At 29.0% G+C, this 26058-nt stretch carries 26 protein-coding genes and 1 rRNA gene; 24 read left to right on the plus strand and 3 right to left on the minus strand.

Annotation, left to right across the window (positions count from 1 at the left end; all coding sequences use genetic code 11):
- Nucleotides 1-158: 158 nt before the first annotated feature.
- The 4 genes from ACRDDE_RS11490 (at nucleotide 159) to ACRDDE_RS11505 (ending at nucleotide 5462) form a co-directional block, all read left to right on the plus strand.
- On the plus strand, nucleotides 159-2150 hold the full coding sequence (locus tag ACRDDE_RS11490) for a YgiQ family radical SAM protein (RefSeq protein ID WP_438627442.1): 1992 nt from the start codon (nucleotides 159-161) through the stop codon (nucleotides 2148-2150).
- 211 nt (nucleotides 2151-2361) lie between these two features.
- The gene (locus ACRDDE_RS11495) at nucleotides 2362-2916 is read left to right on the plus strand and encodes an ECF-type riboflavin transporter substrate-binding protein (protein WP_438627444.1); all 555 of its coding nucleotides are present in this window, start codon (nucleotides 2362-2364) and stop codon (nucleotides 2914-2916) included.
- A 12-nt stretch (nucleotides 2917-2928) separates the two neighbouring features.
- Nucleotides 2929-4635: an ABC transporter ATP-binding protein gene (locus ACRDDE_RS11500; RefSeq protein ID WP_438627446.1), complete on the plus strand. Its 1707-nt coding sequence runs from the start codon at nucleotides 2929-2931 to the stop codon at nucleotides 4633-4635.
- Nucleotides 4632-5462 carry an energy-coupling factor transporter transmembrane component T family protein gene (locus tag ACRDDE_RS11505; protein ID WP_438627448.1) on the plus strand — a complete coding sequence of 277 codons (831 nt, stop codon included), beginning with the start codon at nucleotides 4632-4634 and terminating at the stop codon, nucleotides 5460-5462. Before ACRDDE_RS11500 ends, ACRDDE_RS11505 begins: the two co-directional genes overlap by 4 nt.
- A gap of 96 nt (nucleotides 5463-5558) precedes the next feature.
- On the opposite strand, the gene ACRDDE_RS11510 is transcribed toward ACRDDE_RS11505, so the two are convergent.
- Entirely contained in the window at nucleotides 5559-6737 is a 1179-nt protein-coding gene (locus ACRDDE_RS11510) for an iron-containing alcohol dehydrogenase (protein ID WP_438627450.1), read from the minus strand.
- A 178-nt stretch (nucleotides 6738-6915) separates the two neighbouring features.
- On the opposite strand from ACRDDE_RS11510, the gene ACRDDE_RS11515 reads away from it, so the two are divergent.
- From ACRDDE_RS11515 to ACRDDE_RS11525, 3 genes are read left to right on the plus strand one after another with little or no spacing between them, the layout of a single operon-like run.
- A complete protein-coding gene (locus ACRDDE_RS11515) occupies nucleotides 6916-7287 on the plus strand; it encodes a MerR family transcriptional regulator (protein WP_438627452.1) in 372 nt (123 codons plus the stop codon).
- 55 nt (nucleotides 7288-7342) lie between these two features.
- Nucleotides 7343-7822, plus strand: a complete 480-nt coding sequence (gene ybaK / locus ACRDDE_RS11520) for a Cys-tRNA(Pro) deacylase (RefSeq protein WP_438627454.1) — start codon at nucleotides 7343-7345, stop codon at nucleotides 7820-7822.
- 28 nt (nucleotides 7823-7850) lie between these two features.
- Nucleotides 7851-8465: a DNA-3-methyladenine glycosylase gene (locus ACRDDE_RS11525; protein WP_438627456.1), complete on the plus strand. Its 615-nt coding sequence runs from the start codon at nucleotides 7851-7853 to the stop codon at nucleotides 8463-8465.
- 73 nt (nucleotides 8466-8538) lie between these two features.
- Here ACRDDE_RS11525 and ACRDDE_RS11530 read toward each other — a convergent pair whose 3' ends face one another.
- Entirely contained in the window at nucleotides 8539-9459 is a 921-nt protein-coding gene (locus ACRDDE_RS11530; protein ID WP_438627458.1) for an AEC family transporter, read from the minus strand.
- Nucleotides 9460-9809: 350 nt separating this feature from the next.
- Here ACRDDE_RS11530 and ACRDDE_RS11535 point away from each other — a divergent pair, with 350 nt between their 5' ends.
- The 7 genes from ACRDDE_RS11535 (at nucleotide 9810) to ACRDDE_RS11565 (ending at nucleotide 16737) form a co-directional block, all read left to right on the plus strand.
- Nucleotides 9810-10649, plus strand: a complete 840-nt coding sequence (locus ACRDDE_RS11535) for a fumarate hydratase (RefSeq protein WP_438627460.1) — start codon at nucleotides 9810-9812, stop codon at nucleotides 10647-10649.
- A gap of 13 nt (nucleotides 10650-10662) precedes the next feature.
- Nucleotides 10663-11193 (plus strand): Fe-S-containing hydro-lyase, encoded by a 531-nt coding sequence (locus ACRDDE_RS11540; RefSeq protein WP_438627462.1) that lies wholly within the window; start codon nucleotides 10663-10665, stop codon nucleotides 11191-11193.
- Between the two features lie 31 nt (nucleotides 11194-11224).
- On the plus strand, nucleotides 11225-12403 hold the full coding sequence (locus ACRDDE_RS11545) for an NAD(P)-dependent malic enzyme (RefSeq protein WP_438627464.1): 1179 nt from the start codon (nucleotides 11225-11227) through the stop codon (nucleotides 12401-12403).
- Nucleotides 12404-12583: 180 nt separating this feature from the next.
- The gene (locus tag ACRDDE_RS11550; RefSeq protein ID WP_438627466.1) at nucleotides 12584-13288 is read left to right on the plus strand and encodes a GntR family transcriptional regulator; all 705 of its coding nucleotides are present in this window, start codon (nucleotides 12584-12586) and stop codon (nucleotides 13286-13288) included.
- A gap of 265 nt (nucleotides 13289-13553) precedes the next feature.
- Nucleotides 13554-14909, plus strand: coding sequence for a PTS sugar transporter subunit IIC (locus tag ACRDDE_RS11555; RefSeq protein WP_438627468.1), 1356 nt, complete (start codon nucleotides 13554-13556; stop codon nucleotides 14907-14909).
- A 23-nt stretch (nucleotides 14910-14932) separates the two neighbouring features.
- On the plus strand, nucleotides 14933-16243 hold the full coding sequence (locus tag ACRDDE_RS11560; protein WP_438627470.1) for a 6-phospho-beta-glucosidase: 1311 nt from the start codon (nucleotides 14933-14935) through the stop codon (nucleotides 16241-16243).
- A 116-nt stretch (nucleotides 16244-16359) separates the two neighbouring features.
- Nucleotides 16360-16737: a hypothetical protein gene (locus ACRDDE_RS11565; RefSeq protein ID WP_438627472.1), complete on the plus strand. Its 378-nt coding sequence runs from the start codon at nucleotides 16360-16362 to the stop codon at nucleotides 16735-16737.
- Nucleotides 16738-16769: 32 nt separating this feature from the next.
- Here ACRDDE_RS11565 and ACRDDE_RS11570 read toward each other — a convergent pair whose 3' ends face one another.
- Nucleotides 16770-17612, minus strand: coding sequence for a CvfB family protein (locus ACRDDE_RS11570; RefSeq protein ID WP_438627474.1), 843 nt, complete (start codon nucleotides 17610-17612; stop codon nucleotides 16770-16772).
- A 200-nt stretch (nucleotides 17613-17812) separates the two neighbouring features.
- Here ACRDDE_RS11570 and ACRDDE_RS11575 point away from each other — a divergent pair, with 200 nt between their 5' ends.
- The 10 genes from ACRDDE_RS11575 to ACRDDE_RS11620 all read left to right on the plus strand — a co-directional run.
- Nucleotides 17813-18547: a GntR family transcriptional regulator gene (locus tag ACRDDE_RS11575; protein WP_438627476.1), complete on the plus strand. Its 735-nt coding sequence runs from the start codon at nucleotides 17813-17815 to the stop codon at nucleotides 18545-18547.
- 11 nt (nucleotides 18548-18558) lie between these two features.
- Nucleotides 18559-19692, plus strand: coding sequence for an N-acetylglucosamine-6-phosphate deacetylase (nagA, locus tag ACRDDE_RS11580; protein ID WP_438627478.1), 1134 nt, complete (start codon nucleotides 18559-18561; stop codon nucleotides 19690-19692).
- Nucleotides 19693-19711: 19 nt separating this feature from the next.
- Nucleotides 19712-20461 carry a glucosamine-6-phosphate deaminase gene (gene nagB / locus ACRDDE_RS11585; protein ID WP_438627480.1) on the plus strand — a complete coding sequence of 250 codons (750 nt, stop codon included), beginning with the start codon at nucleotides 19712-19714 and terminating at the stop codon, nucleotides 20459-20461.
- A 306-nt stretch (nucleotides 20462-20767) separates the two neighbouring features.
- Nucleotides 20768-21307, plus strand: a complete 540-nt coding sequence (locus tag ACRDDE_RS11590) for a helix-turn-helix domain-containing protein (RefSeq protein WP_021428548.1) — start codon at nucleotides 20768-20770, stop codon at nucleotides 21305-21307.
- An 18-nt stretch (nucleotides 21308-21325) separates the two neighbouring features.
- The gene (gene potA / locus ACRDDE_RS11595; protein ID WP_021431829.1) at nucleotides 21326-22369 is read left to right on the plus strand and encodes a spermidine/putrescine ABC transporter ATP-binding protein; all 1044 of its coding nucleotides are present in this window, start codon (nucleotides 21326-21328) and stop codon (nucleotides 22367-22369) included.
- A gap of 3 nt (nucleotides 22370-22372) precedes the next feature.
- Nucleotides 22373-23212, plus strand: coding sequence for an ABC transporter permease (locus ACRDDE_RS11600; protein ID WP_021431830.1), 840 nt, complete (start codon nucleotides 22373-22375; stop codon nucleotides 23210-23212).
- Nucleotides 23213-23310: 98 nt separating this feature from the next.
- Entirely contained in the window at nucleotides 23311-23985 is a 675-nt protein-coding gene (locus tag ACRDDE_RS11605; protein ID WP_334292041.1) for an ABC transporter permease, read from the plus strand.
- Between the two features lie 2 nt (nucleotides 23986-23987).
- Nucleotides 23988-25034 carry an ABC transporter substrate-binding protein gene (locus ACRDDE_RS11610; RefSeq protein WP_187359483.1) on the plus strand — a complete coding sequence of 349 codons (1047 nt, stop codon included), beginning with the start codon at nucleotides 23988-23990 and terminating at the stop codon, nucleotides 25032-25034.
- Nucleotides 25035-25135: 101 nt separating this feature from the next.
- Entirely contained in the window at nucleotides 25136-25789 is a 654-nt protein-coding gene (locus tag ACRDDE_RS11615) for a glycoside hydrolase family 73 protein (protein ID WP_438627484.1), read from the plus strand.
- A gap of 199 nt (nucleotides 25790-25988) precedes the next feature.
- Nucleotides 25989-26058: ribosomal RNA gene (locus tag ACRDDE_RS11620) — 16S ribosomal RNA — on the plus strand; the annotation flags it as partial.

The raw sequence follows: 26058 nt of genomic DNA on the forward strand, positions 1-26058 counted from the left end.
TTGTAGAAAACTAAGTTAATATAATTTTTGATGGAAATAAAAAATCATATAAATACTAGCTAAGTTAATGGTATAATAGAAACTTAGGAAGAAAAATTGATTTGAGTTAATAAAAGTAGTTAATAATAAATATAAATGACATATAAGTAGGTGATTAAATGACAAATAAGTTTTTACCAATATGCAAACAAGATATGGTAGATAGAGGATGGGAACAGGTAGACTTCGTATTAGTAACAGGAGATGCTTACGTAGACCATCATAGTTTTGGTACAGCTATAATATCTAGAGTTTTAGAAAACGCAGGATTTAAAGTTGGAATAATAGCACAACCAGATTGGAAAACAACAGAAGACTTTATGAAATTAGGAGAGCCTAGACTAGGATTTTTAGTTAACTCTGGAAATATGGACTCTATGGTAAATCATTACTCAGTAAGTAAAAAACATAGAGATAAAGATATGTATTCTCCAGGGGCTAAAATGGGGCTTAGACCGGATAGAGCTGTTATAGTTTACTGTAATAAAATAAGAGAAGCATATAAAGATGCGAAAATAATAATAGGTGGAATTGAAGCTAGTTTAAGAAGATTTGCGCATTATGATTATTGGAGTGATAGAGTAAGAAAATCTATGCTTATAGATAGTCAAGCTGACTTGTTAGTTTACGGTATGAGTGAAAAACAAATCGTAGAGGTAGCAAATGCATTAAATGATGGTTTTGAACCAAAGTATATAAGACATGTAAATGGGACTTGTTATATAGCAGATAGCAAAGATGAAATATATGATGATTATGTAGAGATCCCATCATTTAAAGATGTTTCTTCAAGTAAAGAAGAATATGCTAAAGCATTTAAAGTTCAGTATGATGAACAAGATCCATATAGAGGTAAGGTTATAATACAAAGACATGGGGATAAATATTTAGTTCAAAACAAACCTGAAAAACCATTAAATAGAGAAGAACTAGATGAGGTTTATGCACTTCCTTATGCTAAGGATTATCATCCTGTATATAAAGCTATGGGCGGAATACCAGCAATAGAAGAAGTTAAATTTGGAATCGTAAGTTCTAGAGGATGCTTTGGGAGTTGTTCTTTCTGTGCTATAACATTCCATCAAGGAAGAGCTGTACAAAGTAGAAGTCATGAATCTATATTAGATGAAGCTAAATATATAACTGAACTAGATGATTTTAAAGGATATATACACGATGTTGGTGGACCAACAGCAAACTTTAGAGATGCAGCTTGTAAAAAGCAAATAACTAAAGGTGCTTGTAAAAATAAACAATGTCTACACCCAGAACCATGCAAAAACTTAAAGGTTGATCACACAGATTTCTTAGAACTTTTAAGAAAAGTAAGAAGTTTACCTAAAGTTAAAAAGGTGTTTGTACGTTCAGGAATAAGATATGATTATGTGATGGCAGATAAAAATGATAAGTTCTTTAAAGAACTTGTTGAACATCATGTAAGTGGACAATTAAAAGTTGCACCAGAACATATAGCTGAAGAAGTTTTAGATCATATGCAAAAGCCAGCAGGTAACACTTATGATAAATTTAGAGATAAATTCTTTAGGTTAAGTGAAAGAGTTGGAAAAAAACAATATATTATACCTTATTTAATGTCTTCGCATCCAGGTTCTACTCTAAATTCAGCGATAGAATTAGCTGAATATTTAAGAGACACTAAATATCAACCAGAACAAGTTCAAGATTTTTATCCAACACCAGGAACTTTATCAACTACAATGTTCTACACAGGGATAGATCCATTAACTATGAAACCTGTATATGTTCCAAAGTCTAAGCATGAAAAAGCTATGCAAAGAGCATTACTTCAATACAGAGCTCCAAGAAACTATGAATTAGTTCATGCAGCATTAGTTGAAGCTGGAAGAGAAGATTTAATAGGATTTGGGCAAAGATGTTTAATAAAACCTAGAGGTGAACACCCTAGAAATTATAACAATAACAACAAAAGCAAAAACAAAAACTCTTCATCTAAATCTTCAGGAAGAGGAAATAAAAAAGACGATAGCCGAGGAAAACGCGGTAATAAAGAGTCTAGAGATAATAACTCTAGAAACAATAAAAATGATAGAGATAGTAGAACTAATAAAGTAAAAAGAAAGAAAAGATAAACATAAAAAAGCCCATTTTTTAAATGGGCTTTTTATTATAATTTAAATTGATGCAAATTGACATTTTTCGATAAAATATTTATAATAAAAGTTATGACAAAATTTAAAATATAAAGGTTTAGCAAGTCTTGTGCTTATTAAAATTTAGAATAATACTTGCTTTAAATATTTATAAATTATCCAAAATAAAGTAGAAAAGGAGGAGAGATGTATGGGAAATAAGCTTACTATAAAAACTATAGTTGCTATAGGGATAGGGTCTGCAGTATTTATGATATTAGGACGTTTTGGATCTATACCAACAGGAATCCCAAATACTAATATAGAAACGGCATATGCATTTTTAGCATTAATGGCTCTTATGTATGGTCCTCTTGCAGGATTTTTAATAGGTTTTATAGGGCACTGTTTAAAGGATTCTATATTTTATGGTTCACCGTGGTTTAGTTGGGTTATAGCATCAGCTGTAGTTGGTTTAGTAATCGGTCTTATATCTAAAAAAATTAATATAAGTAGCGGAGAGTTTAATAAGAAAGAAATAATAATTTTTAATATTACTCAGATAATAGCAAATGCCCTTGCATGGTTTGTAGTTGCTCCAACTCTAGATATATTTATTTATGCAGAACCTGCATCTAAAGTATATTTACAAGGTATTTTAGGCGGAATAGGAAATATAATTACAGTAGCTATTTTAGGAACTGCTATAATAAAAAGTTATGCTAAGACTAAGATACCAACGGGAAGTTTAGATAAAGAACTATAAAAGGAGATTCGTATGAAAAAGAAAATAATAGAATTTAAAGATTTTACTTTTAAATATAGAGTTCAAGCTAAACCTACTTTAAAAAATATCAATCTTACAATTTATGAAGGAGAGAAGGTATTAGTAGTAGGTCCGTCGGGTTCTGGAAAAAGTACTTTAGCTCATTGTATAAATGGTCTTACACCTTTTTATTATCAAGGAAATAGTACGGGTAGCTTGAAAATAATGGGGAAAGAAACTAAAGATATGGGGATATTTGAAATATCTAAAACAGTAGGAACTGTACTTCAAGATCCCGATAGCCAATTTATAGGATTAACAGTTGCTGAGGATATAGCATTTAAGTTAGAAAATGACTGTACTTCTCAAAGTAAAATGAAATCTATGGTGCAAAAAGTTTCGAAATTAGTAGGAATAGATAAACAACTTGATTCAGCTCCTTATAGTTTATCAGGAGGACAAAAGCAGAGAGTTACATTAGCAGGAGTTACTGTTGATGATGTAGATATATTGTTATTTGATGAACCTTTAGCTAGTTTAGACCCAGCTACAGGGAAAAGTGCAATAGAACTTATAGATAGAATAAAAAGTGAAACAAATAAAACAATTCTTATAATAGAGCACAGATTAGAAGATGTTCTTCATTGTGATGTTGATAGAATTATAGTTATGAGTGAAGGTGAAATAGTTGCAGATATGAATGCTGATGAGCTGATATCTTCAGATATTTTAATTAAAAGCGGAATAAGAGAACCATTATATGTTACAGCTCTTAAATATGCAGGGGTAGATATAAATCCTGATATGAAACCTGGACATATAAATACTATAGATATAAACAAATGTAGTGATTGTTTAAAGAAATGGGATAGTAATAGTAATATACATGAAGAACAAATCAATGATGATGTATTACTTGAATTAAAAAATGTATCATTTAAATATGAAAAAAATAAGCCTATATTAAAAGATGTATCATTTAAAATAAATAAAGGTGAAATGGTTAGTATAGTAGGAAAAAATGGGGCAGGAAAATCTACTATATCTAAGTTAGTATGTGGATTTTATAAACCAACAAGTGGACAAATACTTTTAAATAATAGAGATATAATAGATGATTCTATAAAAGAGCGTGCGGAAAAAATAGGAATTGTAATGCAAAATCCTAATCAAATGATTTCTAAGACTATGATCTTTGATGAAGTTGCATTAGGGCTTAGATTTAGAGGTATTGATGAAGAAACAATAAAGGAAAAAGTATATGAAACATTAAAAATTTGTGGATTATATGAGTATAGAAATTGGCCTATATCAGCACTTAGTTATGGACAGAAAAAACGTGTAACTATAGCTTCTATATTAGTTTTAAATCCAGAAATAATAATTTTAGATGAGCCTACAGCAGGACAAGATTTTAAACATTATAATGAGATAATGGAATTTTTAGCAGATTTAAATAGAAAAGGTGTAACTATAATAATGATAACTCATGATATGCATTTAATGCTTGAATATACAAATAGAGCGATAGTTATAGCAGATGGTATTAAACTAGATGACGATACAGCGGCTAATGTTTTAACTAATAGTGAAGTTATAAATCATGCGAACCTAAAAGAAACATCTGTTTATGAGTTAGCTATAAAATGTGGGGTAAGTGACCCAAGAAAATTTGTTAATAAATTCATTGATTATGATAGGAGGATTAGAAGAGTATGAAAACAACAATGCTATCATATATAAAAGAAGATTCGCCTATCCATAATTTAACAGGTGCTACAAAATTAATATTTTTCATGGCTTGGTCAATAGCTTCTATGATAACTTATGATACTAGAGTTCTTGTAGGAATGTTAGTACTAAGTTTAATAATATTTAAAATATCAAAAGTCAAATTTAAAGATGTAGCTTTTGTTATATATTTTATTTTATTCTTTATGGTGTTAAATAATATTGCCATATTTATATTAGGACCATATCAAGGTGTTGAAATATATGGAACTAGAACGGATTTAATTAAACTAATAGGACCATATACAGTAACAGCTGAGCAGTTATTTTATCAGTTAAACTTTAATTTGAAAATATTTGCAACTATACCTATGGCATTACTATTTATAGTTACGACTGACCCAAGTGAATTTGCAGCATCATTAAATAAGCTTGGTATAAATTATAAAATTGCATATTCTGTTGCTATAGCTTTAAGATATATACCAGATATACAAAGAGATTATCATGATATATCATATGCACAACAAGCTAGAGGAATAGATATGTCTAAAAAAGAAAAGCTAGGAAAGCGTATAAAAAATATTTCATCTATACTAATGCCATTAATATTTTCAAGTTTAGAGAGAATAGAAGTTATAAGTTGCGCTATGGAACTTAGAGGATTCGGAAATAAAAGAAAACGTACTTGGTATAATGCACGAAAGTTTAGAGTTAGTGATTATATAGCAATATTATTAGCTATAGTAATATTATTTGGATCTTTATATATTACGTTTAAAAATGGAAATAGATTCTATAATCCATTTGTGTAATAAGATAAGTTAATAAAATTACAATAAAATGTAAATACCCATAATAATTCTATATAGAATTATTATGGGTATTTTTAATAGAATAATAATATATGCTTATAAAGCTAGATTATATATAGCTAGAACATCTTCCCAGTTAAGTTTTTTTAGTCCACCAATAAGAATTTCTTTTCCATCATTAAAATTAGTAGATTTTTTTGCCATTAAATCCAAATTAGAGTCATCAATATTAAGCTCTTTTAAACTAGTAGGTAATTCTAGTTTTTTATAGAATGATTTTAATTTTTCAATTCCCTCATTTATAATTTCTTCTTGAGACTTGCATTCTTTTTCAACACCCATAACATTTACAGCAAATTGTTCAAACATAGGCATATTTTCTTTATATACATACTTCATCCATGCAGGAGTTACAACAGAAAGTCCTGCTCCATGTGCAACATCATATATAGCGCTAAGCTCATGTTCTATTTTATGAGAAGCCCAATCTTGTTCTCTTCCTAAACCAAGTAATCCGTTATGAGCAATATTTCCAGATAAAGCTATTTCAGCCCAAGCATCATAGTTTTTATTATCATTTGTAATGATTGAACCATTTCTCATTATAGTTTTTAATGTGCTTTCACATAAACCATCAATTAAATCTGTATTAGGCGTATTAGTAAAGTAACGTTCCATTATATGACTCATCATATCACTAATTCCATTAGCAATTTGATTTTTTGGTAATGTGAAATAAAGTTCTGGATTAATGATGCTAAATAACGGTCTAAGCAATTCGCAGCCACAAGATAATTTTAGTTGTTTTTCTTCATTTGTAATAACTGTTCCAGTACTAGATTCACTACCAGCTGCAGGTATAGTTAGAATGGTTGAAACTGGAATAGCTTCTTTAATTTCTATATCTTTGCAGTAGAAATCCCAAACATCTCCGTTGTAAGGGACTCCGATTGCTATAGCTTTAGCAGAATCTATTACACTTCCTCCACCTACAGCTAAAATAAAATCTACTTTTTCTTTTTTGCATAATTCAATTCCCTCGTTAACAAGAGATAAACGAGGATTTGGTTTTACTCCTCCGAGTTCAACAAAATCTATTTGGTTTTCTAAAAGTGAATTTATTATATCTTCATATACTCCACTTTTTTTTATGCTTTGGCCACCAAAGTGGAATAAAACTTTATTTGCATAAGGTTTTATTAACTTTCCTATATTTCTATGTTCATTTTTCCCAAAAATTATTCTAGTCTTATTTTGATAATCAAAGTTTAACAAACTCAATTCCTCCTAATTTTTTATACTTATTTAAATCGTGTAGTTATTTAAATAGAATTTTCTTAAGCTAATATTAATACTTAGAGTTAACTCTAAGTCAATAGCTTTTATTTTAAATATTGACAATTGTTTTTATAAGAAGTAATGTATAGCTAAATAAATCATAGGAGGATGAAGAATGAATTATACAATTTCAGAGGTAGCTAAAAAATTTAATTTAACTCAGCATACAATTCGCTACTATGAAAAAGAAAATATAATTTCACCTCATAGAAATAAAAATGGTATACGTTATTTTACAGATGAAGATTTAGACCAAATTGAAATGGTGTGTTGCCTTAAAGCTACGGGAATGTCCATAAAAGATATAAAATCTTATTTTAAACTTTGTTCACAAGGAGATGAGACTTTAGAAGAGAGGTTGGAAATTTTTAATTCGCATAGGGAACACATATTAAAAGAGTTTGAGCTATTACAAAAACATCTAGATAAAATTGATGATAAGATAAGTTGGTATAAAGGTTTTATGAAATCTAAGAGGTATGATTGATAAGAAAAATATGTTAAATTTAATATATAAGTTATTTTAGGGAGTGTGATTTTTTATGGCTAAAACAAAAGTAAAAACTAATGCAATGAGAATTTTAGATTCTAAAAAAGTAAAATATAATATGCTTTCATATGATGTTTCAGATGATCATGTGGATGGAGTATCTGTAGCAAATAAGATTGGAAGAGATGTAAGTGAAGTATATAAAACTTTGGTTACACAAGGAACTAGTAAAGAGTTATATGTATATGTGATACCTGTTAATGAAAATTTAGACTTGAAAAAGGCTGCAAAAGTAGCAGGAGAAAAAAAGGTAGAGATGATACATGTAAGTGACATAAACAAACTTACTGGATATATAAGAGGGGGATGTTCTCCTGTAGGAATGAAAAAACTATATAAAACTTTTATAAATGAAACAGGAAAAGATTTAGAAAATATTATAGTGAGTGCTGGGAAAATAGGTTATCAAATAGAACTAAACCCCTCTGACTTACAAAAAGTTATAAATAGTAAATTTGAAGATATAATATAAGTAAGTTGAAAAAGAAAGTTGGGATTAAATGAATGTAGATTTTTTTAGAAAAGATGCAATTACTTTATCAAAAAACTTAATTGGAAAGTATTTAGTGAGAAAATATGATGATAAAGAAATTATAGTTAAAATAGTTGAAACTGAGGCTTATATGGGGATAACCGACAAGGCTGCTCATGTATATGGGGATAGAAGGACAGATAGAACAGCTCCATTATATGAAAACGGAGGAACAATATATGTTTACCTAATATACGGAATGTATTACTGTTTAAACATTTCTGCAAATATTAAAGATACACCTCAGTGTGTACTTATAAGAGCAGTAGAGCCTATTAAAGGAATTGATGATATATCAATAAATAGATATGATAAAGTATATGAAGAATTAACTACATATCAAAAGAAAAATATTACTAATGGGCCAGGAAAATTATGCAAAGCTCTTAAAATTGAAAAAGACTTGAATTTTAAAAACGTATTAGGGAATGAGCTGTTTGTAAAAGATTCTATTGAGAATGGCAACGAAGAAAATTTTGAAATTGTTGAAAGTAAACGTGTAAATATCGATTATGCTCAAGAAGCTAAAGATTATTTATGGAGATATTATATAAAAGATAATAAATATATATCTAAAAAATAGTTGTCTAAAACAGTAGACAACTATTTTTTTGCTTAAGTAAATTGAGCTTAATAACTAAAGCGAAGGAAATTTTTTAACTAAGTAAAACTATGCTTATAATAGGAATTGTAACTATTGATATTAGCGTAGTTAAAAATACAGCTTGAGATGCAAGTTGATCATTTGCATCATAGCTTTTTGCCATGATTGCTGTATTTGATGCTGCCGGCATTGCAGATATAACTACAGGTACACCTAATAATAACGGATTTTTAATATATAAGCTTAATAGAAAATAAACAACAGATGGAACAACTAAAAGCCTTATAAAGGATACTATATATAATTTTTTATTTATAAAAGTTTCTTTAATAGGAGAATTAGCTAATAAGCTTCCTATAACAATCATTGATAAAGGGGTTGTTATACTTCCAAGCATATCTAAAGTATTAAATATTGGAAGTGGAAGTTTAATTCTTAAAAGGAATAATGAAAGTCCAGTTAAGACCCCTATAATTGGAGGACTTATAATAGATTTAATTGAAAATTTATATTCACTATTATGTTTGTTTAACAAATAAGTTCCAACTGTAAATACGAAAAAATTAAAAGGAAGATTAAAAATTGCTGTAAAAAATATAGCTTCTTTACCTAAAACAGCTTCGATAACTGGATACCCCATGAACCCAACGTTAGAGAAAATAATTATATATTGATAAAGACCGCAATCTTTATCGCCTTTTATAAAAAATTTAAATAAAAAAGCTATCAATATAGTTGTAGAGTACATTAGTATTGAAATTATTATTAAAGATACAATATCGCCTAATAAACTAGGGTTAAATTCCATTTGCATAGCGCTAATTATCATAGATGGTAAAAACAACCCCATTATCAGTTTTGTAAGTCCAGATGTGGTATGTTTATCTATTAACCCTTTAAAGCTAGATATGTATCCAACTAAAATAAGCAAAAATAAAACGGTTATTTGAATAAATATATTATTAAAGTTCAATATATCACCCCCTATAATTATTATATAGAGGATAATGAGAGAATGAATAAAGTTATTAAAAATAAATTGAAAATATTTAAATAAAATGTATATAATTCAAAAAATGGTAAATAATTAAAATATAAGAGATAATTAATCTCCCCCCAAACTTTAAGATATCTCTTACAACCATAAAACTCATATATCCCCCATTAAAGCATATACTTTCGGACAGTATGTGCTTTTGTTTTTTTGAGTGAAATATAATGCAAAGAAAGAATTAAACGAATTTTGTTATTGTTAAAATAATTAAAAAATGATAAAGTTTTATATATAGTCGAATATTAAACTTGAAAATGGGGGATAAGTTCGTGAGAATTATAAAATCATCACAAATTACAGAAATTGTAAGAGATATGTGTATAAAAGCAAATATATACCTAGGGGAAGATGTTGTAGAATCTTTAAAAGAAAATAAAGAAAAAGAAAATAGCGAACTAGGAAAAAATATATTAAATATATTAATAAAAAATTGTGAAATTGCAAAAGAAAAACAAATGCCTATATGCCAAGATACTGGAATGGCTGTATTTTTTGTAAGTATCGGTCAAGATGTACACATAGAAGGTAAAAATATAAGCGATGCAATAAATGAAGGTGTAAAGCAAGGTTACGAAGATGGCTTCTTAAGAAAATCAGTTGTAACTCCAATAGATAGAAAAAACACACAAGATAATACACCTGCAATAATTCATTACGATATAGTTGAGGGAGATAAAATAACTATAGAGTTTGCGCCAAAGGGATTTGGTAGTGAAAATATGAGCAAGATGAAAATGTTAAAGCCATCAGACGGCATAAAAGGAATACAAAAATTTATTATAGATACAGTTAAAGAAGCTGGTCCAAATCCATGTCCACCTATAGTTGTTGGTGTTGGAATCGGAGGAACTATTGAAAAGTGTGCGCAGATAGCAAAAAAATCTTTATTAAGGGATATAGGTGATCACAATAAAGATGAGAATATAAAAAATTTAGAAATACAAATATTAAAAGAAATAAATAACTTAGGAATAGGGCCTCAAGGATTAGGTGGAAACACAACTGCGCTTGCGGTTAATATAGAGACATTTCCAACTCATATAGCTGGGCTTCCGGTAGTTGTAAATATAAATTGTCATGCGGCAAGACATAAAAAGGCTATAATATAAAGGGGGGATAAATATGAAAAAGATAACTCTTCCAATAGATAATGAAACAATAAAAGAACTAAAGTGTGGAGAAATGGTAAGCATAAGTGGTGTAATTTATACAGCTAGAGACGCAGCTCATCAAAGAATGGTTAATGCTATAAAAGAAGGTAAAAAATTACCTTTTAAAGTAGAAGGGCAAGCTATATATTATGTAGGTCCAACACCTCATAAAGATGGAGAAGTAATAGGAGCTGCTGGACCTACTACAAGTTATAGAATGGATGATTTAACAGCACCTTTATTAGATAGAGGATTAAAGCTGATGATAGGCAAAGGAAAGAGAAATGAGCTAGTTATCGACTCGATGAAAAAAAATGTATGCGCATATTTAGCTGCAATAGGAGGCGCAGGTGCTTATATATCAAATTCTATTAAAAAGGCTGAAGTTATAGCTTATGATGATTTAGGAGCAGAAGCTGTAAGAAAATTAGAGGTTGAGGATTTATTTGCGGTAGTTGCGATTGACTGTTATGGTAATAACATTTATGAAATGGACAAATAACTATAAATCAAAATATGAAAGAGGTTAGGTTATGACTAAAAATTACTCAGAGTTAGCATTAGAAATGCATGAAAAGAATAAAGGGAAAATAACTGTTTGTAGTAAAGTTAAAGTTGAAGATAAAGATGATTTATCTATTGCATATACGCCAGGAGTTGCAGCTCCATGTATGGAAATATCTAAAGATGAAGATTTAGCATATAAATATACATCAAAAGGAAATATGGTAGGTGTAGTTAGTGATGGAAGTGCTGTATTAGGTTTAGGTGATATAGGAGCTAGTGCATCAATACCAGTAATGGAAGGAAAAGCAATACTATTTAAGGAATTTGCAAATGTAGATGCATTTCCAATATGTTTAAAAACGAACGATGTAGATGAAATAGTAAATACTGTAAAATTAATGGAACCTGTCTTTGGAGGAATAAACTTAGAAGATATAAGTGCTCCAAGATGTTTTGAAATAGAAGAAAAGTTAAAAAAAGAGTTAAATATACCAGTTTTTCATGATGATCAACATGGAACAGCTATAGTTTTATCTGCAGCTATAATAAACTCATTAAAATTAATAAATAAAAAAATAGAAGATTTAGAAATAGTTATAAATGGACCTGGAGCAGCTGGATTAGCAATAGCTAAAATGTTAATTAGTATGGGTGTTAAAAATATTGTATTATGTGGATTAAATGGAGCTTTAGAAGAAGGTATGGAAGATTTAAACTGGGCTCAAGCAGAAATGTTAAAGGTTACTAATATTCACAATGAAAAAGGATTATTAGCTAATGTAATAAAAAACAAAGACGTATTTATAGGAGTTTCAGGACCTAACTGTTTAACAAAAGAAATGGTAGCTACTATGAATGAGAAGTCTATAATATTAGCAATGGCAAATCCAACTCCAGAGATAATGCCAGACCAAGCAAAAGAAGGTGGAGCTTACATAGTTGGAACAGGAAGAAGTGATTTTCCAAATCAAGTAAATAATGTGCTTGCATTCCCAGGTATATTCAGAGGTGCATTAGATGTAAGGGCTACTGAAATCAATGAAGAAATGAAAATAGCAGCAGCTAACGCAATTGCAAATTCTATAAAAATAGAAGACTTAAATCCTGATAATATATTACCTAAATCTTTTGATAGAGATGTAGCTAAAAATGTAGCAGAAGCTATAAAAGAAGCGGCGATAAAAACTGGTGTAGCTAGAATATAAAACTATTATATCGAAATAGATGAGACAAAAGGATGAATGTATAAGTTAAAGCTTACATATTCATCCTTTTATAATTAAATAGAGGCATAGATGGAAAAAAAAATTAATATAGTCTATAATTGAATGTATAAATATTAAAAATAAATATATATACAATTTAACTTCAAAGGGGAAAGAAATATGAATGAACCTATTTATAAACAAATAGAAAGTCACATTAAAAATTTAATACAATCAAAGACTTTAAAGCAAGGAGAATTAATACCTTCTGAAAAACAATTAAGTGAAGAGTTTAAGGTAACTAGAATGACTGTAAGGTCAGCATTAAATAATTTAGTTAAAGATGGATATATAACTAGGCAAAGAGGTGTAGGGAGTATTGTTTTAGCAAACAAAGTATATGATAATATTTCTGCGGTAAGCGGTTTCACGAAAGAAATGGAAAATAAGGGGTACAAAGTTTCTAATATATTAGAGGAACTTAATGTTATTGAGGCTGATGAAGAGCTTATGAATAAATTAAATCTTACTGAAAAAGAAAATGTATGGGAAATTAAAAGAATACGTTTAGCTAACGATAAGAAAATATCATATATGGAAACTTATATGCCGGTAAAATTATTTCCAAACTTAAAAAAATCTCATTGTGAAGGATCTTTATATAACTATGTTGAAGAAATTTGTGGATATAAGATAGCTATATCTGAACGAGAAGTAAGTTCAGTTTTAGCAAATGATGAGTTAGCTAATTTATTAGACTTAACAAAACCAGAAGCTTTATTATATATAAGTCAGGTTTGTAAATTACACAATAGTGATGTTTTTGAATACTCACATACATACCATTATGGGTATACACTAACTTTAAGCGCTGTATCTGAATAATCAGATACAGTTTTTTTGTGCTTAATGAAAATCAGTTATTTACTCAAGTAAAGTGAATTTTAAAAAAAAAGGAAAATGTTTTTTCATGAAATACTTGAAATGTATATACATTTAAAATATAATATATATAACAATGAAAAGAATATATAAACTTTATAAATCATAAGTTTATATAAACTATGTATTTATAAACATTTTTATTTAGCTAATAAGGGTTAATTTAAGTTTTGAGAAAACGATTTCTAAAAATTAAGGGAGGATTATTATGGGAGCGATAATGAAGTTTATGGATAAGTATATTATCCCAGTAGCTGGAAAGCTAGGAGCACAAAGGCATTTAGTAGCTGTAAGAGATGGATTCGTAGCAATGATACCGATAACTATGATAGGAGCATTAGCAACACTAGTAAATAACTTACCTATACCAGCTTATCAAAATTTTATGAAAAATACTTTTGGGGAGACTTGGACTACATTAGGTGGAGATTTATGGTGGGGATCAATTGCAACTATGGCTTTATTCTTAGTTGTAGGAGTAGCTTATAATCTCGCAAAATCATATGATGAAGATGGTTTACAAGCAGGACTTATAGCTCTTAGTATATTCTTTGTAATGTCACCTCAAGTAGCTAACATAGTTACTGAAGCAGGAGATAAAGTTAGTGGATGGGGATTTGTTCCAAGTGGATATATTTCAAACTCTGCATTATTTACAGCGATAGTAATAGGGTTACTAGCAACTGAAGTATTTGTTAAGTTATCTAGGATTAAGAAAATAAATATAAAAATGCCAGATGGAGTACCACCTGCAGTAGCAAGATCTTTTGCTAAATTAATACCAGGTATGTTAACTATAGCTATATTTGGAGCAATTGGATTATTAATTAAAACATTATCAGGTGGATTATTCTTGAATGATTTATTAAATACTTATCTAGCAGCACCGTTAAAAGGAGCAGCAGACTCATTAGGTTCAACTATGTTAATTACTTTCTTTATACATGCATTATGGACTATAGGACTTCACGGAGCAAATATAGCAATGCCTATAACAGAAACATTATTAATGGATTTAGGAGCAGAAAATGCAGCATTAGCTCAAGCAGGAGCTACTGAAGGATTCCATACTTTAGCAGGAGCATTCCTTGATGCATTTGTATACTTAGGTGGATCAGGTATGATTCTTGGATTGATAATAGCTTTAATAATAGCTGGAAGAAGACGTAAGGATATGATAGCTTTAGGATTAGCGCCTTCAATATTTAATATAAGTGAACCAGTAATATTTGGGCTACCGATAGTATTAAACCCAATATATATGATACCTTTCGTTTTAGCTCCTGTTGTATGTTCAGCAGTTGCATATTTGGCAATAGATATGGGATTGGTAATGCCTGTAATTGCAGCTAAAATACCTTGGGTAACACCACCTATACTAGGCGGATTTTTAGCAACTGGGCATTGGACTGGAGCAGCTTTAGCAGCAGTTAATCTATTGATATCAATAGTTATATATATACCGTTTGTAGTAGCAGCAGAGAAAATAGATAAAAGAAAAACTACTTTAGCAACAGATCAAGGAAATGATGACGATTTCAGTTTTGACGATTTAGAATTTTAGCAATAACGATAGGAGATATTACTATGAAAAAAGGACTAAAGATAGTAACTATAGGTGGAGGATCAAGTTATACTCCGGAACTTGTAGAAGGGTTTATAAAAAGATACAAAGAATTGCCAGTAAAAGAATTATGGCTGGTTGATATAGAAGAAGGTAAGCATAAGTTAGAAATAGTTGGAAATCTAGCGAAAAGAATGGTAAAAAAAGCTGGAATAGACATGGAAATACATCTAACTTTAGATAGAAGAGAGGCATTAAAGGGTGCAGATTTTGTTACTACACAATTAAGGGTAGGATTATTAGAGGCTAGAATAAAAGATGAAAGTATACCTTTATCACATGGAGTAATAGGTCAAGAGACTAATGGAGCAGGAGGACTTTTTAAAGCACTAAGAACTGTACCTGTTGTTCTTGATATAATAAAAGATGTTGAAGAATTATGTCCTAACGCATGGATAATAAACTTTACAAATCCTACAGGTGTAATAACAGAAGCTGTATTTAGATATACTGATTTTAAAAACTATATAGGGTTATGTAATGTTCCTATAGGAATGAGAAATGGAATAGCTAAATTATTTGAAGTTGAAAACGAAAGAATTCAAATGGATTTTGCGGGGCTTAACCATATGGTTTATGGACTTAATGTAGCTTTAGATGGAGAGGATGTTACAGATGAAGCAATAGATAAATTTGTACACTCAAAGTTAACAATGCAAAATATAAAAGCTATAGAGTTTAATGCGGATTTTGTTAAAAATTTAGGATTAGTTCCTTGTCCATATCATAGATACTATTACAAAACTAAAGAAATGTTAGAAGAAGAATTAAATGAGTTTGAAAAAGGTAAATCTAGAGGTCAAGTAGTTAAAGAGCTAGAAGATCAATTGTTTGAATTATATAAAGATGAAAATCTAGATATAAAACCACCTCAATTAGAAAAAAGAGGAGGAGCTTACTATAGTGATGCAGCGTGCAACTTAATAAGTTCTATATATAATGATAAAAGAGATGTTCAGGTCGTTAATACAATTAATAATGGAGCTATAAGAAACTTTAAAGATAATCAAGCTGTTGAAGTAAGTAGTGTTATAACAAAAAATGGGCCTAAACCATTATCTATAGGATATTTACCAGATGCTGTAGATGGATTAGTAAGCCAGATAAAATCATTTGAAATGTTGGCAGCAAAAGCTGCTGTATATGGAGATTACAATGCAGCATATTTAGCACTATGTATAAATCCATTAATACCTTCTGATGATTTAGCTAAAACTATATTAGATGAAATGATGGAAGCTCACAAAGATTATTTACCACAATTTAATAAGTAGAACTGTTTCGGGGGGAATAGGATATAAAAGGGCGCTAAATAGTGCCCTTTTTATATATTTAAAATATATGGTATACTATATTTTAAATATATAAAAATAACGTATGGAGAATTTATATGAGTAAAAAAAATATTACGATAGGAATAATCAGCGTATTTATAGTTGTTGTAGTAATTTCAGCTGTTTTGACAAATAGAAAAACTTCTTCAACTTCAAATGAAAATCAAATTGAAGTATCTGAAAATAAAGATAAAAATAAGATAGAACCAATATCAAAAGAAAATGCACTAAAAGTATTAAAGGCTAAATATGGAGATGCTGTGTCTAATACGGAAGAAGATATAAAGCAAGTGGGTAATAACTATGAAGTTAAAGTTAAAGTATGTATAGAAGAAAAAGAAGATGGAGGAGATGTTCATTATCACGAACAAGATATGGGAACTCACAAAATCGATATATATACTGGTGAAATTAAAGATACAAAGGAAAAATAATAAAAAAATAGTATGGATATCCATACTATTTTTTATATTAGACGAGTTCCTTCTTCATCTTGAGATATTAGACCTTTTTTCATAAGAACTCCAAGTGTACGTTTGAAGTTTTTCTTACTACAACCAAATACTGATGCAATATCAGCTGGATCAGATTTATCATTTAAAGGCATGAACCCTCTAGAAGCATTATTTAGATGGTTTATGATTTTACTTTCTAAATCATTTAACTCTTGCTCTCTACCTTGTCTTGGAGTAAGACCTAGCTTGCCGTCCTCGTATACTTTTATAACATTTAAATTTAATTCATCTCCAATGTTAAGTTTTGTAAAGTATTCGTTGTGAAGTATAACTCCTTCAAATTTATTGTCAACACAAACCATTGCACTATCGTTAGTTTGGAATCCATAAACAACACCTGTAACATTATCTCCTACTTTATACTCAGAGTCAGTAGATAAGTACCCCTCTATTCTAGTAGTAGCAGCTATTCTTTCAGTTTTATCTAAATATATATAAAATAAATATTTATCGCCTTTTTTTAGATCGTAATGCTTTGAACTAAAAGGAACTAAAATGTCTTTTTCAAGTCCAATATTAATAAAGTAACCTATTTTAGTAGCATCTACAACTTCAAAGTAACCTATTTCGCCAACTTTCGCTAATGGCGGGTTTAAAGTAGCAGCTAATTTATCTTTAGAATCTCTGTATACGAATACATTTACTTCATCACCAGGAATTAAAGCCTCATAATTTGTGAATTTTCTATGCATGAAAATATCATCTGAAGTATTTCCTGTTTGCGCGTCTAGGAAAAAACCGAAATCAGCTTTTCTAGCTATTTTAAATTTGTTGAAATCACCTATTTTTATCAAGTACGTTCACCTCTTTAATTTTATATTAAAAATTACATATTCTATTATAATACCATATTTATGGGTATCTTATAAATAAAATATAAAATAACTAAATTAAAAAAAGAAAATGTATATTCTATTGAAGTTCTATAATAAAAATAGTATAATTGGTATATACCAAAATTGGTATATACCATATAAAAAGAGTGGTGGTTTATATGAAGTTAGTAAATAAGAATATTGAGATACCTTTACATATACAACTTATGAAAATAATAAGGGAAATGATTGATTTAGGTGATCTTAAACCAGGGGATTCTATAATTCCAGAAAGAGAACTTTGTAATATTCAAAATGTAAGTAGAATGACAGTAAACAAAGCTATAGTTAATTTGGTAAATGAAGGATTCTTATATAGGGTTCAAGGAAAAGGAACTTTTGTTTCTGCCCAAAAAGAAAGAAATAGATTTTCTAGTATGCAAGGATTTACCGAGGTTATGAAGAATAAGGGGATGGATATAAAAACTGATATTTTATCATTTGAGGAAAATGAAAAGGATGAGTATATAAGACAAGTTTTAAAGATAAATAATGAAGATGAAAAGGTATATAGAGTTGAAAGGTTAAGGTATATTGAAAACGAACCTTTTGGAATTGAAATAAGTTATATACCAAAAAGTATTTGTAATAACTTGGAAAACGATTTGAAAGAAGGCAACTCTTTATATCATATAATAAATGAAGTTTATGGATACAAGATGAAAAAAGCTGAACAGATAATAGAGCCAATGATTTTATCTGAAGAAGAGTCAAAACTTTTAAAACAAAGCAAAAATACTTTAGCGCTTAAACTTAAAAGAACTTCGTACACAGATGGAGATTTACCTGTAGAGTACACTATATCAATATTTAGAAGTGATAAGTACCAATATGAAATAACATTAAATGCATAGGAGGTATAATTATGAAGGCTATAATAAATGGAAAGATTTTATTAAGAAATGAAGTATTAGAAAATAAGGTTTTAGTATTTGATAAAAAGATTATAGATATAACAGATGAAGTTCCAAGTGGATGTGAAGTTATAGATGTTAAAGGGAAATTAGTATCTCCAGGATTAATAGATATACATATACATGGGAATATGGGAAAAGATACGATGGAAGGTACAGATGAAGCTATAGATATTATATCTAAATCAGTAGCAAGACATGGTGTTACGTCATATCTACCTACTACTATGACAATGGACGAAGAATCAATTTTAAAAGCATTAGAATCTATAAAACGAGGTATGAATAGAAATACTGAGGGAGCTAGGGTTATAGGTGCTCATTTAGAAGGGCCGTTTATAAATAAAATATACAAAGGCGCGCAAAATGGAAACTATATAACTAATCCTAATTATGAATTAGTGAAAAAATATGAAGATGTAATAAAAGTTATAACTTATGCACCAGAAGAAGATGTAGATTTTACATTTACAAAATCTATAAAAAGTAATACTAATATAGTTTTATCTATAGGTCATAGTGCGGCTACATTTATAGAGGCTAGAGAAGCTATACGATTAGGTGCTAGCAATATAACTCATACATTCAATGGAATGACAGGTTTAAATCATAGGGACCCAGGGGTTGTTGGAGCTGCATTGACAACAGATGCATATTGTGAATTTATATGTGATACTATACACATAACTAAAGATCTATTCCAATTTATATTAGATAGTAAAGGCAAAGAAAGAGTGGTATTAATAACTGACTCTATGGAAGCAGGAGGATTAGAAAACGGAACATATAGTTTAGGTGGACAGGCTGTAATAGTTAAGGATGGAGCAGCTAGATTAGAAAATGGATCTCTTGCAGGAAGTGTTTCAAGCTTAAATAACATGGTGAAGAATTTTTATGAAAATACAAATTTAAATATAAATGAAGCAATACATTTGGCTTCTTTAAATCCAGCTAGTTCACTAGGAATAAGTAATGATAAGGGAAGTTTAGATATAGGAAAAGATGCAGATATAGCTATATTTGATAATGAATTAAATTGTTACATGACTATTATAGATGGAAATATAGTGTTTAAAAGAAATTAATTATAGGTGGAGGGTTAATATGAGAATACTAGTTTGTAAAAATTATGATGAAATGAGCAAAAAAGCTGCTCAAATAATAGCAAGTCAAGTTACTTTAAAATCAGATTCTATACTAGGGTTAGCAACAGGGAGTACGCCTATAGGGATGTATAAGAATTTAGTGGAAATGTATAAGGAAGGTACATTAGATTTTTCTGAAGTAAAATCGTTCAATTTAGATGAGTATTATCAGTTACCGAGAGAGAATGATCAAAGTTACTATCATTTTATGCATGAAAAATTATTCAATCATATAAATATAAAGGAAGAAAATATAAATATACCAAATGGTATGACTAAGGATATAAGACTTGAATGTAAACAATATGATGATTCTATCAAAAATATTGGAGGAATAGATATACAGGTCTTAGGTATAGGACTTAACGCTCACATAGGATTTAATGAACCATCAAATGTATTTGTCAAAGGAACCAACTTAGTTGATTTAAAAGAATCTACTATAGAGGCAAATGCAAGATTCTTTGAATCTATAGATGAAGTTCCTAAAAAAGCAGTAACTATGGGAATTGGTTCTATATTTAAATCTAAAAAGATAATTTTGTTGGCATCAGGAGAAGGTAAAGCTGATGCTATACACAATACTGTATATGGAGACATAACTCCTCAAGTTCCATCATCTATACTTCAGCTTCATAGAGATGCAATATTAATTTTAGATGAAGCTGCGGCAAGTAAGTTAAAAGAGGAAGATTATAAATTAATATAAATTGTATAAATAGCCTGCTAAATAGCAGGTTATTTGCATTTTATAAACTAAAATTAGGAATAAAATAGCAAAATATAATAAAAAAAATATAATTAGGCATACTAAACTTTGTGAATATTAATATAAACTAAAAAAAATGCTAAATCTACAAATCATTAAAAACACTGGGTTTTAAAGTGGAAATTAATATAAAAAATATTTAAAAAAGTATTGAAATTTGTAGCTTAATTTTATATAATATGTCTTGTTGTTTAGAAATTTTAAACAAAAGGTTTAGTAAAAATGATTTAAAATAGGAGGTGGACCATGGATATAGGTGAAAAAATTAAACGATTAAGAATAGAAAAACAGTTAACACAAGAAGAGTTAGCAAATAGATGTGAACTTTCTAAGGGATTTATATCTCAATTAGAAAACAATTTAACATCACCATCCATAGCTACACTTATAGATATATTAGAAATTTTGGGAACGAACTTAAAAGAATTTTTTAATGAAATGGATAATGAAAAAATTTGTTTTTCAAAAGAAGATATGTTTGAAACTGAGGATGAAGAATTAAAATATACATTTAAGTGGTTGGTTCCAAATTCTCAGAAAAATGAAATGGAGCCAATATTAATATCTTTATCTCCAGGAGGTCAATATAAAGAAGAAAAGCCTCATGAAGGAGAAGAATTTGGTTATGTATTAGCCGGTTCAATTTACTTACACATAGGAGATAAGAAGAATAAAGTTAGAAAAGGCGAGAGTTTTTACTTTAAGCCTAGAGCAAATCATTATATATCAAATGCTGGGAAAACAGAAGCTAAGGTTATATGGGTGAGTACACCACCATCATTTTAAGAGAAAGAGGTGATATATTTGTTAGAAAACATAATAGAATTAAAAAATCTATCTAAAAGATATGATGACAATCAAGTTTTAGATAACTTGAGTTTAGACATTAAGAAAAATGAATTTTTAACATTATTAGGACCAAGTGGATGTGGAAAAACTACAACGCTTAAGATAATAGCTGGATTTGAGTACGCTGATGAAGGTAAGGTATTATTTGAAGAACGTGATATCACAGATATACCACCTCACGAGAGACAAATAAATACAGTATTCCAAAAATACGCTTTATTTCCTCACATGAATATATATGAAAATATAGCTTTTGGTCTTAAAATAAAAAAACTACCTAAAGACGAAATAGATAAAAAAGTAAAAGAAATGCTTAAATTAGTTGCACTTGAGGGGTTTGAAAGAAGACAAGTAGAATCGCTAAGTGGAGGACAACAGCAAAGGGTAGCTATAGCTAGAGCATTAGTAAACGAGCCTAAAGTTTTATTACTAGATGAACCTTTAGGAGCATTAGATTTAAAACTAAGAAAAGAAATGCAAATGGAATTAAAAAAAATACAAAAAAAATTAGGAATAACATTTATTTTTGTAACTCATGACCAAGAAGAGGCTTTAACTATGTCGGATAAAATAATTGTTATGAATAAAGGTAAAATTCAACAAATGGGAACTCCACAAGATATATACAATGAGCCAGAAAATTCATTTGTTGCTAGATTTATAGGTGAAAGTAATATATTTGATGGAATTATGTTAGAAGACTATTTAGTAGAATTCTGTGGGAAGAAATTCAAGTGTGTAGATAAAGACTTTGAAAAAAATGAAAATATTGAAGTTGTAATAAGACCGGAAGATGTAAAAATGGTTGAACCAGAAAAAGGAATGTTAAAAGGAAAAGTTACATCAGTATTATTTAAAGGTGTTCACTATGAAATTGAAGTTAATGAAAACGGAAGAATGTGGATACTACATAATACACAAAGTGCACAAGTTGGAAGTGAATTAGGGTTAGATATATATCCAGAAGATATCCATATAATGAGAAAAGTGAGCGAATAGATTATGAAGAAAAATAAATCAATTCTTGCTTACCCTTATATAATCTGGAGTGCACTATTTATAGTAGTACCTTTAATTCTTGTGCTGGTTTTCAGTTTTACAGTTGAAAATGGAGATAAGCTAATATTTTCTTTAGAAAATTATAAAAGATTAATTAACCCTATATACTTAAAAGTATTTTTAAGATCTATAGTTTTAGCTGGATCATCAACAATAATATGTTTATTAGTTGGATATCCAGTTGCATATATAATTTCTAAGGCACATATAAGCAAAAGAAATACTTTAATATTATTATTCATACTTCCAATGTGGATGAACTTCCTTTTAAGAACATATGCATGGGTTGCTATTTTAGGTAAAAATGGAATATTAAATTCATTCTTAGGATTATTTGGAATAGAGCCTGTTACATTACTTTATACTAACTTTGCAATATTACTTGGAATGGTATATAACTTTTTACCATTTATGGTACTACCAATATACACATCATTATCAAAAATGGATAATGATTTAATTAATGCAGCTAGAGACTTAGGAGCTAATAGCTTCCAAGTTTTCACTAAAGTTATATTCCCACTTAGTGTACCTGGAGTTATTTCAGGAATAACTATGGTATTTATGCCAGCTGTAACTACATTTGCTATCTCAAGATTATTAGGTGGAGGTAAATTTATGTTACTAGGAGACTTAATAGAGCAGCAATTTACAGTAGTTGGAGATTGGAACTTTGGATCTGCGATATCGATATTCATGATGATTGTAATATTAATATCTATGGCAGTTATGTCAAGATTTGAAGATGACAGTGATAAGGAAGGCGGTGGGTTATTATTTTAAAGAAATTAGCATCGAATATTTACTTAACATTAGTGTTTTTATTTCTATATGCACCAATAATGGCGCTAGCAGTATTTTCATTTAATGATTCTAAATCTATGGCCCACTGGAATGGATTTACATTTAAGTGGTATAAGCAACTTATTCATAATGATAGTATAATGAATGCATTATATTATACTTTGTTAGTAGCTATAATTTCATCTATAATAGCTACAATAGTAGGAACTATAAGTGCTATAGGAATACATAAAATGAGAGGTAAAAGAAGAAAGTTAATACTTAATATAAACTATCTTCCAGTATTAAATCCAGATATAGTTACAGCAGTAGCATTAATGAGTTTGTATGTATTTTTAAAATTAGAATTTGGATTTACGACTATGCTACTATCTCACATAATGTTTAGTATTCCTTATGTAATACTATCAGTGCTTCCTAAAATAAAGCAACTTCCTCAAAATATAGAAGAGGCTGCTATGGATTTAGGAGCAACACCTATGTATGCTTTAAGAAAAGTTGTTTTACCTCAGATAAAACCAGGTATAATATCTGGATTTTTAATTGCGTTTACAATGTCTATAGATGACTTTATAATAAGTTTCTTTAATACTGGAAATGGAGTTAGTAACTTATCTATAGAAATATATGGTATGGCAAGAAGAGGAATAAAACCTGAAATTAATGCACTATCTACAATAATGTTTACAGTTGTATTAATTTTACTTTTAATATCAAATAAGAAACAATCTATAGTAAGGAGTGATAAATAATTATGAAATTAAGAAAAATATCAATTTTAATTACTATAGGTTTAATGGTTTCAACTATGCTTACTGGATGTGGAGGTACAGATTCAAAAAAAGTTTTGAATGTATATAATGTCGGAGATTATATAGATGAAAATATAATAACTTTATTTGAAGAAAAAACTGGAATTGATGTACAGTATGAAACTTATGATACTAATGAAATGATGTATCAAAAAGTTAAAAGTGGAAGTACTAATTATGATTTAATATTCCCATCTGACTATATGGTTGAAAAAATGAAAAGTGAAGGACTTCTTCAAAAAATAGATTTTAAAAATATACCAAATATGAAGTATATAGATAAAAGCTTTTTAAATCCTATATATGATGAAACTAATGAATATAGCGTTCCATATATGTGGGGAACTTTTGGTATATTATATAATAAAAAAATGGTTAAAGAACCAGTTGATAGTTGGAACATACTTTGGAACCCTAAGTATAAAAGTAATATAATGATGTTTGACTCAGTTAGAGATACTATGGGAATATCATTAAAAAGATTAGGGTACAGCATGAATACAACTAATCCTAAAGAAATAAATGAAGCAATGAAAGAGTTAATGAAACAAAAAGATTTAGTATTAGCGTATGTAAATGATGAAGGTAAAGATAGACTTCTAGGAGAAGAAGTGGCTATGGGTATTGCTTACTCAGGAGATGCAGTGACTTTAATGGAAGAAAATCCTAATTTAGCTTATGCAATACCTAAAGAAGGTACAAATAAATGGGTAGATGCAATGGCAATACCTAAAAGCGCACAAAATAAAAAGGAAGCTGAAATGTTTATAAACTTTTTGTTAGATCCTGAAATTGCGAAGATGAATGCTGAATATATAGGATATTCAACTCCTAATGAAGGGGCTTTAAAGTTATTAGATAAAGATGTAACTTCAAATCCTGTTGCATATCCACCTAAATCTGTTATGGATAAGACTGAAACATTTATTGATTTAGGGAACAAATTAAGATTATACGACGAAGCTTGGATAAAGCTGAAGTCTAAATAAAAAAAGCTCATTTGAATGAGCTTTTTTATTTTTTTGCGTAAATTAGCATATAAAAGTTTACAAGATGATATTATAATATAAATTAGAAAGTGGAGGGTAGTATGGGGATAAGAAAAAAGAGATACTTTAGAAAAAAATTTAAGATTAATAATAAAAAAAATAAAGAGTTGCTTCAAAGTCTTAGTTTGATTTTAGTTTTATCATTTGTTGTTGGAGGAATATACACTGTATATGAAAATGAAAATTACGAAAAAAAAATAGCTAAAACAGAGTCGTTAAAGATAGAAGAGGAAAAAATAAAATTTATTAAAGATATTGAAAAAGAAGCTGAAAGCAGTTATAAGGAATATGGGGTATTGCCATCTATAACTATATCTCAGGCTATACTTGAATCTGGTTGGGGGCAATCAGAATTAACAAAAATCAGTAATAATTTATTTGGAATAAAAGCGGATGAAAGATGGAAAGGGGAGAATGTAGAAGTAGCAACATCAGAAAATTATAGCGATGAAGTAATGGCTAAATTTAGAAAATACAACTCATTAAATGATTCAATAAGAGATCATGCAAAGTTTCTAAAAGAAAATCCAAGATATGCAGAGCATGGTTTGTTTAAAGGGAAAGACTATAAATCACAAGCTCAAGCACTAGAAGATGCAGGTTACAGCACTAAAAAAAATGAACAAGGAGAAGCTATATATGCAGATATGCTAATAGATTTAATAGAAAGATATAACTTAAATTTAATAGATTAATAAAAAAATATAAAAAAGTGTTGACTTCAAAAAAAAAGGATGATATTATTATACATGTGCTCAAGAGAGCATGAGTTAAGAACTTTGAAAATTAAACAGTAGGTTAATTATAAAAATTCTTTTTTTAAGAATTAAACACAAACAACCAAGCCAGATATTCAGATAATGATTAGCTGAGCGATGGACAACTTTTTAAATTATATTTGAGAGTTTGATCCTGGCTCAGGATGAACGCTGGCGGCGTGCCTAACACATGCAAGTCGAGCGAT

The sequence above is a fragment of the Paraclostridium sp. genome, from assembly GCF_051656405.1.
Lineage (GTDB): Bacteria > Bacillota > Clostridia > Peptostreptococcales > Peptostreptococcaceae > Paraclostridium.

Coding starts and splice junctions, on each gene's coding strand:
- ACRDDE_RS11490 (WP_438627442.1), top strand. CDS start 159: ATGACAAATAAGTTTTTACCAATATGCAAACAAGATATGGTAGATAGA.
- ACRDDE_RS11495 (WP_438627444.1), top strand. CDS start 2,362: ATGGGAAATAAGCTTACTATAAAAACTATAGTTGCTATAGGGATAGGG.
- ACRDDE_RS11500 (WP_438627446.1), top strand. CDS start 2,929: ATGAAAAAGAAAATAATAGAATTTAAAGATTTTACTTTTAAATATAGA.
- ACRDDE_RS11505 (WP_438627448.1), top strand. CDS start 4,632: ATGAAAACAACAATGCTATCATATATAAAAGAAGATTCGCCTATCCAT.
- ACRDDE_RS11515 (WP_438627452.1), top strand. CDS start 6,916: ATGAATTATACAATTTCAGAGGTAGCTAAAAAATTTAATTTAACTCAG.
- ybaK (WP_438627454.1), top strand. CDS start 7,343: ATGGCTAAAACAAAAGTAAAAACTAATGCAATGAGAATTTTAGATTCT.
- ACRDDE_RS11525 (WP_438627456.1), top strand. CDS start 7,851: ATGAATGTAGATTTTTTTAGAAAAGATGCAATTACTTTATCAAAAAAC.
- ACRDDE_RS11540 (WP_438627462.1), top strand. CDS start 10,663: ATGAAAAAGATAACTCTTCCAATAGATAATGAAACAATAAAAGAACTA.
- ACRDDE_RS11545 (WP_438627464.1), top strand. CDS start 11,225: ATGACTAAAAATTACTCAGAGTTAGCATTAGAAATGCATGAAAAGAAT.
- ACRDDE_RS11550 (WP_438627466.1), top strand. CDS start 12,584: ATGAATGAACCTATTTATAAACAAATAGAAAGTCACATTAAAAATTTA.
- ACRDDE_RS11555 (WP_438627468.1), top strand. CDS start 13,554: ATGGGAGCGATAATGAAGTTTATGGATAAGTATATTATCCCAGTAGCT.
- ACRDDE_RS11560 (WP_438627470.1), top strand. CDS start 14,933: ATGAAAAAAGGACTAAAGATAGTAACTATAGGTGGAGGATCAAGTTAT.
- ACRDDE_RS11565 (WP_438627472.1), top strand. CDS start 16,360: ATGAGTAAAAAAAATATTACGATAGGAATAATCAGCGTATTTATAGTT.
- ACRDDE_RS11575 (WP_438627476.1), top strand. CDS start 17,813: ATGAAGTTAGTAAATAAGAATATTGAGATACCTTTACATATACAACTT.
- nagA (WP_438627478.1), top strand. CDS start 18,559: ATGAAGGCTATAATAAATGGAAAGATTTTATTAAGAAATGAAGTATTA.
- nagB (WP_438627480.1), top strand. CDS start 19,712: ATGAGAATACTAGTTTGTAAAAATTATGATGAAATGAGCAAAAAAGCT.
- ACRDDE_RS11590 (WP_021428548.1), top strand. CDS start 20,768: ATGGATATAGGTGAAAAAATTAAACGATTAAGAATAGAAAAACAGTTA.
- ACRDDE_RS11600 (WP_021431830.1), top strand. CDS start 22,373: ATGAAGAAAAATAAATCAATTCTTGCTTACCCTTATATAATCTGGAGT.
- ACRDDE_RS11605 (WP_334292041.1), top strand. CDS start 23,311: ATGGCCCACTGGAATGGATTTACATTTAAGTGGTATAAGCAACTTATT.
- ACRDDE_RS11610 (WP_187359483.1), top strand. CDS start 23,988: ATGAAATTAAGAAAAATATCAATTTTAATTACTATAGGTTTAATGGTT.
- ACRDDE_RS11615 (WP_438627484.1), top strand. CDS start 25,136: ATGGGGATAAGAAAAAAGAGATACTTTAGAAAAAAATTTAAGATTAAT.